Genomic DNA, 13,237 nt, shown 5'->3' on the forward strand with positions numbered 1-13,237 from the left:
CGATAGCTCCTCGCTTAGCGTGTATTGGCCTCGATGTTGACCAACGAATGCAAACGGTTTGCAATCGCGGTGAGTTTGGATGCTGCATCGGCAGTTTGGCGCGAACCAGCAGCCGTTTGACGTGAGACTTCGGCAATTTCACGCATGGTTTCGACAACTTGCTCGGATGCAGTTTGTTGCTGAGCAGTCGCTAGGCTAATTTCTTGGGCCAATTGGGCGGTATGTTCACCCAACACCACAATCGAATCCATTTCTTGGCCTGCCCGATGCGCCAAGTTGACCCCTTGAACAACTTCTTTGACGCTTTCTTCGGTCGCCAGCACCGAGGCATTGGTTGCAGCCTGAATTTCGGCAATCACATCTTTGACTTCGCGCGAAGCAGCCAAGGTACGGTTGGCCAAGCTCTTGACTTCGGCGGCAACCACCGCAAAGCGTCGACCATGCTCGCCAGCCCCAGCAGCTTCAATCGCCGCATTCAAAGCCAACAGGTGAGTTTCATCGGAAACATCGTCAATCAAGGCGATAATTTCGCTAATATGATGCGAACGTTCGCCCAAGCTCAAGACCCGCGATGAAACCTCTTGCACTCGTTGCTTAATCCGTTCCATGCCTTGAATCGCTTCATCAACCGATTGCTGGCCCATGGCCAATGAGGTTAAGGTTTGTTGGGCGGCAATGCTGACTTGATCCGAGGCGCTAGCGATTTGGCGCGCGGTAAAGCCCAATTCTTCAATCGTTGATGAAACTTCGGCGACTGCCGAAGCTTGTTCAGTTGCGCCCGAAGCTTGTTGCTGCGAGGCTGCCGACAATTCGGTGGCAGCAAACGAAAGATCGGTGCCAAGCTCAATCTGCTGGATATTTTTCTCGATCAACTGCTCGTTGGCACGCATCAAATCGGCAGTCCATTGCTCGCTTTTGAGCGCATATTCGGCCAAGGCTTTGCTGAAAATCGTGGTTAGCACAATCGTTGTGGCCAAACCCACAAAAAACAGCACAGCGCCAACGCCATACACGCCAGCATCACCAGCAGTTAACGTACCTTCGGGAACTCTGAATGAGCCGAGATTATCTTTGAGCAGCAGCAACATACCATAAGCAAAGGTGATCGAAATGCCATAGGCCACAATTTCGCGCCAGGTTGCCACCAAACCAACAATAAACAGCATCACCAGCAATAACGAAATGATCAAACTTTGATCGATCCCGCCATAGCGCACAGCACATGCCAAAGCAGCCAGCGAAATCGTGCCAATCAGCACATAGGTGGCAATTTGTTCTTGGCCTTGGCGAATCATGCGCAGGCTAAAAAAGGCGACCAGCAAAATCGCGCCCATCGAAACAAATAGCACTCCGAGGGCATTCCACAATTGAGGATTATTGCGCTCGTAGATCCACGCTACCAAGGTTACTAACAAGGGCACGACCAAGGCAGCCAAGGCGACAATCCGCATAATCACGCGGCGGCGGTCAGCCAAATTCGTAAAATCGAGCGAGAAAAGCGAACCTAAATTCGCCATGAGCAGACTCCTTGGCACTGGTCTAGCGCGTTGCGTGTACCAGCACAAACAGTTCGAGATCAAGCATGAGGCATGGACGTTCATCGAGCATAATAATGCCCAAAATGCTGGGGTCGAGCAAGCTATCGGAAACTAAACTTGGCAATGGTTGCACGGTCAGTGCGGCCCGAATCGGGTCGCCTAATTGATCAACAACTACGGCCAAGCTTGCTCGTCCAGCCACAAATAAGGCTAAGCGATTAGCTTGTTCGCCAATTGGCTGTTGCAACCACTGATTTAAATCGATCACGTCGATTGGGTTGCCGTGTTGAATCACGCGGCGAATTGGTTGCCCGCTATTAGCAACATAATCCACCCCTACCAAGGCAGTTTGGCGAATTAAGAGCGTTTGATCACCGACACTCAGCGGATACAAATCGCTGACAACTGCTGGACTAACCATTGTTGATCGACCCAAGCAGCGCCGCCAGATCAAGCCAGGTTGCAAATCCAAATGGCGTTGGCAGCAAGCCTCTACTGGCAACCGTGCCGCGATGCGGCGTTGGCTCAGCCAAACTTAAATCAAGCTGCAACATATCGAGCACTTGATCAACCGCAATTGCACAGTCAATCTGTTCGTGAACCAATAAAAAGCGGCTGCGGCGGGTTGGCGTAATTGGCTTCATGCCCAAGATAACCCGCATATCAACCGCTGTCAGCAATACGCCACGCTGATTGATAATGCCCATAATCGCCGCCGCCGTGCCTGGGATTCTGGTTGGCGTGCGCCAACGCTCGATGCCACGGGCTTGCTCGACTGGCAAGGCAAAGCGTTCTTGATCGAGGATAAAAACCACAAATTGCGCCAATTGATCCGTAACTTGGCTCACAGCAGGCTCCCTCATGATTCAATGCTGATAGCTTGGCCAAATACCACGCAACCAACGACCAAATCACCACACATGGCGCATTCTAAAGCAGCAAATCGTAGCTTAGCATAGTCGCAAGGTAGCCCAACTGTCAAGCGTACTAAACCAAGTAATTCAAGGATGAATTATGAAGGATGAGGGTCTACAGAACAAAGAGCATAGAACATAGAACATAGAACATAGGGATCAGTCTCTAAGCTATTGGCTTGTGGCTAGCGGAAGATTATTCGTGGAATTCGTGGAATTCGTGGAATTCGTGGCTAAAAACATGTGACTATTGGCTATTAGCTTGTGGCTCTGGGAATATAATCTGTGGTCATCTGTGTCAATCTGTGGCTAAAATGGTCTTCGCGATCTTCGTGGTTGCAAACTTCGTGCTCTTTGTGCGCTTCGTGGATCAGTTTTTAACGCATGGCTTTTGCCTTCTGACTTGGGCTTTATCCTTCATCCCTCATAATTCATCCTTGAATTACAACGTTTGTAATTGCGAGATCAAGTGCTGGCCAGTGATTGGCTTGGCAAGGCTCAGGCAGCCAGTCGTTTGCGGTTGGGGTAAATCGGTCAGCAGAATATAGTTCTGATGAGCGGCGTAGTTCAACGCATTGCGTGGTTCACTCGAAATCGCTTCATCAAGAATGACAAAGTGTGGTTGATATTGCTGATTTAATTGTTCAGCCAGCAGCGAACTATCAGCTTCGTAGACTGTGTACCCTGCTCGACAAAGGTGATAGCGCATAATGGTTCGGGTAATTTGATCAGGATCGACGAGCAAAACAGTCATTCGCATACAAAGTATCCTTATAGTGATGGATCAATTCGGCAACCATCACCATCACTATAAGCACACAAGTTTACGAGTCAGATTACAAGCCCCGCCGCGGTTGGACATCAAAGACGTAGCCCACTCCACGCACGGTTTTGAGGTAGATTGGCTTAGATGGGTTGTCCTCAAGTTTGGTGCGCAATGAGCGAATTCGCACCCATAACGATGATTGATCGCCCTCTTCACCCAAGCCCCACGCTTTGCGCAACAAGGTTGTAGTGGCTACGGCCACAGTTGGCGTTTGCAGCAACAAATACAACACTCGCAACTCAATCGGCTCCAAGGGAATTGCTTCGCCTTTGCGCATCAAAATATGTTGGCCGAAATTGACCGATAAATCTTCGTCTATCACAATCAACTCGCCTGGGTGCAAGCCACCTTCATACGATTTGGTCAGCAGCTTGTTGACCCGCGCCCGCAATTCTGGGTAGCGATAGGGCTTGGTCATATAATCGTCGGCGTGTTGCTCCAGCCCGCGCACGGTCGTAGCTTCATCGGAAATTGAAGTCAACATGATGATCGGAATTTCAACATAGCGCCGCAAGCGATCAGACAGCTCAAATCCGGTCATGCCAGGCATCATCAAATCGAGAATCGCCAAATCGGGCCATGAGCTTTCGACCATCGCCAGCGCCGATTGGCCTGATTCTGCCGCCATCACTTCAAAGCCATCGTTGAGCAAATTGCTCACCAAAGTCCGTCGAATAATCGTATCATCATCAACCACCAAAATCCGCCATCGTGCTGGCATTGGCTCTTACTCCTTCCAAGGTAGGTGTATGGTGACGGTCGTCCCCTTGCCTACTTGGCTATCAACGCTAATTGTGCCGCCATGAGCGCCAACTGCTAAATTACAGAAGGTCAAGCCCAGCCCTGTGCCGCGCGACTGTGCAGCAGTCCGTCCTTGGTAAAATTTATCGAAAATATGTGGAATATCTTCGGTGGCAATGCCCTGCCCAGTATCACTAACCAACAACGTAATTAATTTGGCCGCTTGATCAACCGTGCCAATCACCCGAATTGTACCGCCTGGCTTGGTCCATTTGATGCCATTGCTAACCAAATTGGCCAAGACGCGCACCATTTTATGCTCATCAAGCACCACCAATGGCGCAGCAGGCAGATTTAGCTCGAATGTCAGTTGTTGCTCAACCGTAATTGGCAGCACTTGCTCGCTCAGCAATTCGCCAATTCGTTCAAGGCTGGTGGTTTCTTGGCTCAGCACCAAGCGCCCAGCTTCTGCTTTGTACACATCAAGCAAATCGTCGATTAGGCGTTGTTGCGCTGCGCCAGCGCGAAAACCTAGCTCGACAAACAATTTGCCATCGTCATCAAGTTGGGTTGTCATCAAGGCATCGAAGCAGCCAACCATGCCCGCCAATGGCGCGCGCAAGTCGTGAGTCAACATCTGAATAAATCCGTCGCGGCTATCTTCGGCCTCACGCAAGCGCGTGTAGACCGCCGCGTTGGTCAGGGCAACGCTCAATTGATCAGTCAGGGCTTTGATCAAGGTTTCTAGCTCGGTCTTGAAGAAATTGCGCTGTGGATGGACCAAAATAAACACGCCGATAATCGTATTTTGGGCATAATTATGCAATGGCAAGGCCAGCGCTGAGCCAATTTCCTCGCGATCATCATAAAAATGTTTCCAGCGTGGATCGTTTTGGGCATCTTCGACAATTTGGACTTCGCCAGTGCGCAAGGCATACGAGGCTAGCCCTTCGCGCAGCACCGCCTCAATCGCTTGCTCTGCCTCTGCTGGCGGTAAATGTGGCCGAAACAGAATGCGCCGCCAAACCCGATTTTGATCATCGAGCAACAAAACGCTGCCACGGCTAGCTCCCAGCAGCTCGTTAATCGCATTCAAGGCTTCGGGTAACACCTGATCAATATCCAATGAGCGATGTAAGGTTTGCGAAACGCGATAGAGAAAGCGCAGCCGTTCTTGTTCACGGTGCAAAGCGCGGCGGGTGTGCTTCAAGCGCAACAGCACCCGCATGCGCGCCAGCAATTCATCACGATTAACTGGCTTGGTCACATAATCGTCGGCGCCAAGATCCAAGCCCGTAACTGTGTCGGCAGTGGTTTGCTTGGCCGAAACAAAAATAATCGGGATAAACGGCAGATGGTTGCGCTCGCGAATGGCTTGCAGGGTTTGATAGCCATCCATTTCAGGCATCATGACGTCAAGCAAAATCAAATCGGGGACTTGCTGTTCGAGCATTTCCAAGGCTTCGAAGCCGCTGCGAGCACAGGCGGTTGCATAGCCAGCGCGTTCCAACATACGCTGTAACACCATCACATTGGTGGTTTGATCATCCACAATCAAAATTAGTTCGGGTGTTGCTTGCATTCCTGTGCTCCATATCTCTGAACATTACGAAGCTGCGGCTAGCTCCGAAAGTTCCATCCAGCGTTCATAGCTTTGTTCTAAGGTTTGGCTTACCTGCTCAAGCTCGTTGCTCAAGCGGTTATAGGCCTGATAATCGCTGCCAGCGCTATTCAATGCGTCGTTGATTTCGGTTTGGCGGGCTTCCAAGCTGGCAATTGTTTTTTCAAGCTCGCTTAATTCGCGTTGTTGCTTAAAGGTCAGTTTACGTGGTTTTTCTTCGCGTGGGCGCTCTTGAGTTGACGGTTTGGTTACAGCCTTGGCGCTGGCTTGCTCGCGTTCGGAGGCCTCGCGATAGGCGCTGTAGTCGCCTGGGAAGTGGCGCACCTTGCCATCGCCCTCAAACACCAGCAAATGATCAACCGTGTTATCGAGAAAAGCGCGATCGTGGGAAACCACAATCACTGCGCCGTTGAATTGCTCAATGTATTCTTCCAAAATCGCAATCGTTTGGACATCGAGATCGTTGCTTGGTTCGTCGAGCAGCAACACATTTGGGTTGCGCATCAGGGTGCGCAATAAATACAAGCGGCGGCGTTCGCCCCCAGACAAGCTGTGGATATAATCCCAGTGCTGGCTGTTGGGAAACAAAAAGCGCTCAAGCATTTGGCTGGCGGTGCGCAAACCCTCGCCAGTTTGCACCAACTCTGCGCCATCGCTCACATAATCGATCAGGCGTTGGTTGGGGTTGAGATCGCTGCTGCTTTGATCGTAATAGGCAACGTGGATGGTTTCTCCAACGATCAACTCACCGCTATCTGGCTGCAAACGCCCAGCGATTAAATTGAGCAAGGTCGATTTGCCAACACCGTTGGGGCCGATAATTCCCAAGCGATCGTCGCGAGTGAGCTGATATTCAAAATCCTGCAATAAGGTTTTGCCAGCAATTTGCTTGTTCAGGCCATGCATTTCGATCAGCTTTTTGCCAAGCCGTCGCCCAGTTGATTCAAGCTCCAAGGTACCGCGCTCTTGGCGACGTTCTTGGTTGATCAAGGCATTGGCGCGATCAACGCGGGCTTGTTGTTTGGTGGTGCGGGCTTGGGCTCCTTGGCGCAACCACGCCAATTCGCGGCGCACTTCGTTGCGATGATCAAGCTCGGCCTTGGCTCGTTGGCGTTCGCGCTCAATCCGCTCGGCCACAAAGCGCTCGTAATTGCCAGGGTAGGAGTGCAGTTGGCGATCTTCAAGCTCGATAATTGCCGTCACCACCCGATCCAAGAAGTAGCGATCGTGGGTGATCATCAACAATGCGCCTTGGAGATTGGCCAAATAGCCTTCGAGCCAAGCGACCGTAGTTGGGTCGATGTGGTTGGTTGGTTCGTCGAGAATCAACAAATCGGGCTTTTCGATCAACACCCGCGCCATCGCCACGCGCTTGCGTTGGCCGCCAGAAAGCATGCCAAGTTGGGCATCGAGCGTAGTAATGCCAAGCCGCGAAAGCACAGTGCGTGCGCTTAACTCTGTATCCCAAGCGTCAAGCGTGGTCAGGCGTTCGCTCAACTCGGCAACGGCAGCCAATGCATTGGCATCGTTGGGATTTTGCTCAAGTTGCAAGCTGGCGAGCGTATATTGGCTGAGCAAAGTTGCGCCTTCGCCCGCCGCAGCATAGACATATTCAAGCACCGTTTGGTTGGCATCCATCGGCGGATCTTGGGCCAAATAGCCAACCCGACAATCTTTGCGCAAGGTTACGCGGCCAGTATCTGGTTGTTCTAAGCCAGCCGCAATTTTCAAGAGGGTTGATTTACCGCTGCCATTGACCCCAATTAAGCCAATTCGATCGCCATTTGCTAAGCCCAAGGAAATATTTTCAAACAACACTTTAGGGCCATAGGCTTTGGAAACAGTTTCTAAATTGATAATGTTCATGAATTCCTAACACAACTAATTTATGGTGCGACATCCTGCGCACATCGAAAACCAACATTAATATTGGCAAGCTCAGGGCGGAACGAATTGCGGCCTGTCGTATGCGCCGACATCAAATCATCGAACCACGAGCCACCACGCAACACCCGCGAACCATCGCCGCTAGCCAATTCGCGCCCATCATTGGGATGATAGGGATAGGGAATATACAGCGATTGGGTCCATTCCCACACATTGCCTGCAAGATCTAGTGTGCCATAGGGTCCAGCGTTTGGCAATGAACCAACAGGCATGGTACGGCCTGGCCCAAAATCTTTGATATTTAGCAAATCTGCGTCTGCTTGGTCGCCCCACGGAAAGATCGTGCGTTGATCGCCACGGGCAGCCCGTTCCCATTCGGCTTCGGTTGGCAAGCGCTTGCCGCGCCATGCACAATAGCTGCGGGCATCATCCCAAGTTACATTGACCACCGGATGTTGGCTTAAGGAAATTGGCACGGTGCGATCAGGCAACCACAGCATAAGCCCAACCGGATCAAACGAGTTAGTCGGCACTGGGCGAGCGGTGGCGCTGATAAATTCGGTATAGGCTTGGTTGGTCACTTCAGTATGGTCAAGGTAAAAGGCGGTGGTTGAAATGGGCGTTGATGGTTCTTCATTCTGCAAGCCTTCCCAGCCATAAACCTGTTTATAATGAGCCAAATCTTCTGCTGTCGCACCCATCGTCCAGCGCCCGCCAGCAATAAAATCCATGCCTTCGGGCACATAAAAATTGGTGGTTACGCAGCGAAAGCCAATAATATTCAAGGGCAATTCGGGGTCGCGGCGTTCGCGCCCAGCAGCGCGGGCATTCTCAGGGTTCGTGCCGCTAAAACTACCACGCACAATCCGCGCTCCAGGTTGGGTTGGCACTTCGCGGCCATCGCCAGCATTATAGGGATACGGCAAATCAAGGCTGCTCGTCCATTCCCAGACATTGCCCGCCAAATCGAGCACGCCTTCGGGCGTTGCACCAGTTGGATAGCTGCCAACCTTTTGGGTATCGCCAGCAACTCCAGCGCCCCAAGCATTCAGCAAACTGGCATCCCACTGGTCGCCCCACGGATAGCGGCGGCCTTCAGTGCCACGGGCTGCGCGCTCCCATTCGGCCTCGTTGGGTAGACGCTTATTTTGGGCTTGGCAATAGGTTGCTGCTTGCTGCCATGTCACATTGATCATGGGGTAATCGTCATACGCTTGGTTATCATAATAATCAGCGACCGTCAGCGAACTGCGATCTGCTGGCTCGCTACAACGTTGTTGGGCCACACACTCGCGATAGGCGGCGACAGTGATCTCAGTGCGATCAATATAAAAGGTTGGCAAATAGCCACGGCCAGTTGGCTGCTCATTGGGCGGGCCAGCAGTGCTGCCAATCACAAACGTCCCAGCCGGAATCGCAACCATGCCCGGCGGTGCTGGCCCAATCACGACTGGCACAATCGGGGCCTCAGTTGGGGTTGCTACTGCAAGGCTCGGCGTACTTTGGGCAACGCTGGTTGGCGCAAGTTTGGTTTCAAATAGGCCGAAACTGCGGGCCAGCATAAAGCCAATCACGCCAAGGCTCAGCACAGCTAGCGCCAGCCACCACCAATTTGAGGCTTTAGATTTGGGCTTTGGCGGCGTTGCTTGATGGATTACTGTAGCATCAGGCAAGGCGGCAACCTGATTTTGATTTAATGAATTATCGACTGCCATTTGAAAATCGCGCATTGATTGATAGCGATCGTCGGGATTGGGATGCATCGCGCGATGCAGGACATCGCTCAAGGCTGTTGGCACGGTTTCGCGCAAATTATGGGCTAATGGCGGGCGGGTACTTTCGCGTTTGGCAGGCTCAAAACGGGTGATAAGTTCGTGAATAACCATCGCCAAGCTATAAATATCCGAGCGCTGGTCGGTTTGGCCAAAGCCATATTGCTCAGGCGGCGCATAGCCAGGCGTGCCATAAATCACGGTATCGCCTTCTTGACCATGCTTAAACAAGCGAGCGATACCAAAATCGATCAGAGCAATGCGGCCATCAGGGCGCAGCATAATATTGGGAGGCTTAAGATCGCGATAGATAATCGGTGGGTTTTGATTATGCAAATATTGCAGCACATTGGTTAATTGGCGCATCCAATCGATCACGGTTTCCAAGGCCAATGGCTCAACGCGGCCTTCCAATTCGGCACGCAGGGTTTGGCCCTCGACATATTCCATCACCAAAAACTCGTTCTCGGCGTGGCGGAATTGGTCGATAACCCGTGGCAAATTGGGGTGGCTCAAGCGAGCCAACAAGGCTGCCTCGCGCCGAAACTCGCCAATCGCCCGTTCCCAAGCATCGGTATCGCCTGGTTGGTGCAAGCCCGTCATCTCTTTGAGCGCAACTGGCGCATCACCAAGCCGCCGATCGGTTGCCAAATAAACCGCGCCCATGCCACCACGAGCCAACGGGCGGACGACGACATAGCGATCAATCAATACATCGCCATTGGCAAGGCGGCCAGTCCAACGGGGCAGACCAGCACCACACTTAGGGCAAAAGCGCGCCCCAGTTTTCAATTCAGTTGAACAGCGTGGACAAACCATGGATTACGCCTCGTTTGCAGCAGCAGTGTCATCCTATTGTAGCATCTCGATCAAGCCAGCTCAATCGTTAGAATCGGCTATTTACCAAGCCTGCTAAGCTGAAAACCCTTGACACTCAACCCCTAGAGGGGATTCGCCTTGGATAGCCCAAGCCAATAGATAAACTTGTCTTTGTTGATGGCTGCTCGCAAGCGTTTGAGGTTAAAACTACTGTGCCCCATTCTTAGCCCAATTGAATGAGGATAATTTGCCTTCGTACTTTCATGTATAATCATTGACTTATCGTTCCAACATGTGCTATACTTCGCGACAAGCAGGAGTATGAGACGACTTATGGCAGGTAAGAAAGCATTTGAGCCTCAACGGGTTCTCGAAAAAGCCATGAACGCCTTTTGGGAACGTGGTTATGAAGGGCTATCAATTGAAGATCTCGTCCAAGTTACGGGGATCGGGCGCGGTAGTCTCTATGGAACGTTTGGCGATAAACATGCGCTATATCTAGCGGCGCTTAATCAATATACTACCGCTATTAAAGCCCAAACTATGGCTATTTTGGCGCAAACTGGCTCACTCCAAGGTGTATTAGGCCAGCTTTTCCAAGCACAGGTTGATGCCTTGCTGCACGACCCAGCGCGGCGTGGATGCTTTTTGGTTAATGCATCCTTAGAAATAGCTCCGCATGATCATGCCGTTAACGAGATCATCCAGTCGGCATTAAACGAGTTCGAAGAAGCACTCTATCGGCTGCTGATCAAAGCGCAAGTTGCGGGGGAACTTTCGTGGCAACACGATCCCCATCAATTGGCGCATTTCTTGGTAGGAACCTTTGTCAGCCTACGCGTGCTTGCGCGCAGCCAGCAGCAGCGGGGAATGCTCGACGATATTGTAAAAACGGCTTTATCGATTTTTAACTAAATTTTTTTGGCTTCATTTTTGAATGATCATTCAAACATGGCTATTCATGAAGGAACAGATTAATGACATCGCAGCAAAAGGTCGTGCTCATTACGGGCGCATCATCGGGGATTGGGCAAGCAACTGCGGAACTCTTGGCAGCCAAAGGATTTCGGGTTTTCGGCACGAGCCGCAACCCGATTGCGCACAAGCATTCATTTACTTGGCTACCACTGGATGTCCGCTCGGACGATTCGGTGGATGCAGCAGTTCAATCGTTACTAGGCCAGACTGGACAACTTGATATCCCCGTCAATAATGCAGGTTATGTGCAGTTTGGCGCGGTTGAGGAAAGTAGCATTGCCGATGCGCAAGCTCAGTTCGACACCAATCTGTTTGGTGTTATCCGCATGATCAAGGCGGTAATGCCGATTATGCGCCAGCAAGGGAGCGGACAGATTATCAATGTTAGCTCAATCGTTGGGCATATTGCGCCTCCATATGGCGGCCTGTATAGTGCAAGTAAATTTGCCTTGGAAGGCCTGAGCGAATCTCTTAGCGCCGAGGTTCGGCAGTTCGGCGTGAGCGTCTCGCTGGTCGAGCCAAGCTATGTGAACACGCCGTTCGTTGCCCAATGGCCGACCACCGCGATTGACGACTATACCCCAGGTCGCCAAAGTGCTCAGCAAAGCCTTGTCACGAATGCCAAGAAAGGAATGGACCCTGGCGCAGTAGCCCGTGTGATCCTTCGCGCCGCAACGAGCAAGCCTCGTCTGCGCTATCCCGTTGGCGTAGATGGAACCATCGCCCTGATGCTCCAGCGTGTGCTTCCAGAGACAGTATTTGAGGCGTTCAAACGCCGCCTGTTCAGTTGTGGCAAGACCGCTGCCTAGTCTATAAACTACGAACGGCAGCACGCTGATGGGAACCGAAATTCCCATCAGCAGCGCCAGATACAACAATAGGAGCAACACCATATGATGAAAGCCTTCTTCATCGAGCGCTATGGAAACAAGGATCGCGTGCAGGCTGGCGATCTGCCAATTCCAGAACTGCGGGATACTGATCTATTGATTCAGATCCACGCCGCTGGAGTTAACCCGTTGGATAATAAAATTAGGGATGGCGCGTTCAAAGCTATCTTGCCATATCGCTTCCCGCTTATTTTGGGCAATGATGTCGCTGGAGTTGTGGTTAAGGTTGGATCAAAGGTACAGCGATTCAAGCTAGGCGATGAGGTTTATGCTCGGCCAGCTGCCGACCGGATTGGAACCTTTGCCGAATTCATTGCTATCAGCGAAGCTGATGTCGCGATCAAGCCCAAAAAACTAAGCATGGCCGAAGCGGCTTCCTTTCCGTTGGTCGGACTGACCGCTTGGCAAGCCTTGATCGAACAAGCACAGCTCAAAAAAGGCCAAAAAGTTTTCATTCAGGCCGGCTCTGGCGGGGTTGGGACAATTGCAATTCAGCTGGCCAAACATGTGGGGGCGATTGTCGCCACAACCACGAGCAAGGCAAATTTCGATTTTGTGAAGCGCCTTGGGGCCGATATTGTGATTGATTACAAGACCGAGGATTTCGAAACAATCCTGAAGGACTATGATGTAGTCCTGAATAGTCAAGAGGGAGCGATCGTCGAAAAATCGCTTCGCGTACTAAAGCCTGGCGGAACGCTGATCTCGATTTCGGGACCACCGGATCCCGCGTTTGGTCAAGAAATTGGCGCGAAGTGGCCCGTTCGCATGCTTTTGCGCTTTTTGAGTTCTCGTATTCGCAAAAAAGCTCAACAACAGCAGGTACGCTATTCATTTCTGTTTATGCGGGCGCACGGCGAGCAGCTCAGCGAACTTAGTTCGTTGATCGACGCTGGAATTATCAACCCCATTGTGGATCGAAGCTTTGCTTTCGAAGCAACCAAAGAGGCCTTGGACTACGTAGAAACAGGCCGCGTAAAAGGCAAGGTCGTTATCACGATGCGCTAAGTTGCGTTTCATTACGTTTTGGGAGATGGGAATGCTTTATCTATTAAATGATGCCCGTCAAGGTATCAGCATGGATTTTCATTCGATGTAGTATAGATTTTAAAACCCCAATCAATCGATCTAGTCCTCTGATCAAGATTGTATGCATTCGACGGAATAACTTCTGGAGCACCCCGAAAAGCAGGCTATTCCGTCGGATTGAGCCATTGGTGGTTGGCGCTAGCTAGTAGGCCACGCGAAAAA

11 protein-coding genes are annotated in these 13,237 nt (G+C 51.4%); 3 read left to right on the forward strand and 8 right to left on the reverse strand.

What is annotated here, in order from left to right:
• Positions 1 to 14 precede the first annotated feature (14 nt).
• The 8 genes from SE18_RS24110 to SE18_RS24145 all read right to left on the reverse strand — a co-directional run bounded on the left by SE18_RS24110 (position 15) and on the right by SE18_RS24145 (position 10,118).
• Positions 15 to 1,517, reverse strand: coding sequence for a methyl-accepting chemotaxis protein (locus SE18_RS24110; RefSeq protein ID WP_054537042.1), 1,503 nt, complete (start codon positions 1,515 to 1,517; stop codon positions 15 to 17).
• Positions 1,518 to 1,539: 22 nt separating this feature from the next.
• Entirely contained in the window at positions 1,540 to 1,959 is a 420-nt protein-coding gene (locus tag SE18_RS24115; RefSeq protein WP_054537043.1) for a chemotaxis protein CheW, read from the reverse strand.
• Positions 1,952 to 2,386 (reverse strand): chemotaxis protein CheW, encoded by a 435-nt coding sequence (locus SE18_RS24120; protein ID WP_054537044.1) that lies wholly within the window; start codon positions 2,384 to 2,386, stop codon positions 1,952 to 1,954. Before SE18_RS24120 ends, SE18_RS24115 begins: the two co-directional genes overlap by 8 nt.
• 508 nt (positions 2,387 to 2,894) lie before the next feature.
• Positions 2,895 to 3,212, reverse strand: coding sequence for a response regulator (locus SE18_RS24125; RefSeq protein WP_054537045.1), 318 nt, complete (start codon positions 3,210 to 3,212; stop codon positions 2,895 to 2,897).
• A 76-nt stretch (positions 3,213 to 3,288) separates the two neighbouring features.
• Positions 3,289 to 3,999 (reverse strand): response regulator transcription factor, encoded by a 711-nt coding sequence (locus SE18_RS24130; protein ID WP_054537046.1) that lies wholly within the window; start codon positions 3,997 to 3,999, stop codon positions 3,289 to 3,291.
• 6 nt (positions 4,000 to 4,005) lie between these two features.
• Positions 4,006 to 5,601: a hybrid sensor histidine kinase/response regulator gene (locus SE18_RS24135; protein WP_054537047.1), complete on the reverse strand. Its 1,596-nt coding sequence runs from the start codon at positions 5,599 to 5,601 to the stop codon at positions 4,006 to 4,008.
• A gap of 24 nt (positions 5,602 to 5,625) precedes the next feature.
• The gene (locus SE18_RS24140) at positions 5,626 to 7,506 is read right to left on the reverse strand and encodes an ABC-F family ATP-binding cassette domain-containing protein (protein ID WP_054537048.1); all 1,881 of its coding nucleotides are present in this window, start codon (positions 7,504 to 7,506) and stop codon (positions 5,626 to 5,628) included.
• 20 nt (positions 7,507 to 7,526) lie between these two features.
• A complete protein-coding gene (locus SE18_RS24145; protein ID WP_054537049.1) occupies positions 7,527 to 10,118 on the reverse strand; it encodes an SUMF1/EgtB/PvdO family nonheme iron enzyme in 2,592 nt (863 codons plus the stop codon).
• A gap of 333 nt (positions 10,119 to 10,451) precedes the next feature.
• On the opposite strand from SE18_RS24145, the gene SE18_RS24150 reads away from it, so the two are divergent.
• The 3 genes from SE18_RS24150 to SE18_RS24160 all read left to right on the forward strand — a co-directional run bounded on the left by SE18_RS24150 (position 10,452) and on the right by SE18_RS24160 (position 12,994).
• On the forward strand, positions 10,452 to 11,033 hold the full coding sequence (locus SE18_RS24150) for a TetR/AcrR family transcriptional regulator (RefSeq protein WP_054537050.1): 582 nt from the start codon (positions 10,452 to 10,454) through the stop codon (positions 11,031 to 11,033).
• Positions 11,034 to 11,095: 62 nt separating this feature from the next.
• Positions 11,096 to 11,905: an SDR family NAD(P)-dependent oxidoreductase gene (locus SE18_RS24155; protein WP_054537051.1), complete on the forward strand. Its 810-nt coding sequence runs from the start codon at positions 11,096 to 11,098 to the stop codon at positions 11,903 to 11,905.
• A gap of 87 nt (positions 11,906 to 11,992) precedes the next feature.
• Entirely contained in the window at positions 11,993 to 12,994 is a 1,002-nt protein-coding gene (locus SE18_RS24160; RefSeq protein WP_054537270.1) for an NADP-dependent oxidoreductase, read from the forward strand.
• Positions 12,995 to 13,237 lie beyond the last annotated feature (243 nt).

The organism is Herpetosiphon geysericola (genome assembly GCF_001306135.1).
In the GTDB taxonomy this organism is placed as follows: Bacteria; Chloroflexota; Chloroflexia; order Chloroflexales; family Herpetosiphonaceae; genus Herpetosiphon; species Herpetosiphon geysericola.

Excerpts from the sequence above, each read along its gene's own strand:
- SE18_RS24110 (WP_054537042.1), bottom strand. The coding sequence starts at position 1,517 with ATGGCGAATTTAGGTTCGCTTTTCTCGCTCGATTTTACGAATTTGGCT.
- SE18_RS24115 (WP_054537043.1), bottom strand. The coding sequence starts at position 1,959 with ATGGTTAGTCCAGCAGTTGTCAGCGATTTGTATCCGCTGAGTGTCGGT.
- SE18_RS24125 (WP_054537045.1), bottom strand. The coding sequence starts at position 3,212 with ATGCGAATGACTGTTTTGCTCGTCGATCCTGATCAAATTACCCGAACC.
- SE18_RS24130 (WP_054537046.1), bottom strand. The coding sequence starts at position 3,999 with ATGCCAGCACGATGGCGGATTTTGGTGGTTGATGATGATACGATTATT.
- SE18_RS24135 (WP_054537047.1), bottom strand. The coding sequence starts at position 5,601 with ATGCAAGCAACACCCGAACTAATTTTGATTGTGGATGATCAAACCACC.
- SE18_RS24140 (WP_054537048.1), bottom strand. The coding sequence starts at position 7,506 with ATGAACATTATCAATTTAGAAACTGTTTCCAAAGCCTATGGCCCTAAA.
- SE18_RS24145 (WP_054537049.1), bottom strand. The coding sequence starts at position 10,118 with ATGGTTTGTCCACGCTGTTCAACTGAATTGAAAACTGGGGCGCGCTTT.
- SE18_RS24150 (WP_054537050.1), top strand. The coding sequence starts at position 10,452 with ATGGCAGGTAAGAAAGCATTTGAGCCTCAACGGGTTCTCGAAAAAGCC.
- SE18_RS24155 (WP_054537051.1), top strand. The coding sequence starts at position 11,096 with ATGACATCGCAGCAAAAGGTCGTGCTCATTACGGGCGCATCATCGGGG.
- SE18_RS24160 (WP_054537270.1), top strand. The coding sequence starts at position 11,993 with ATGAAAGCCTTCTTCATCGAGCGCTATGGAAACAAGGATCGCGTGCAG.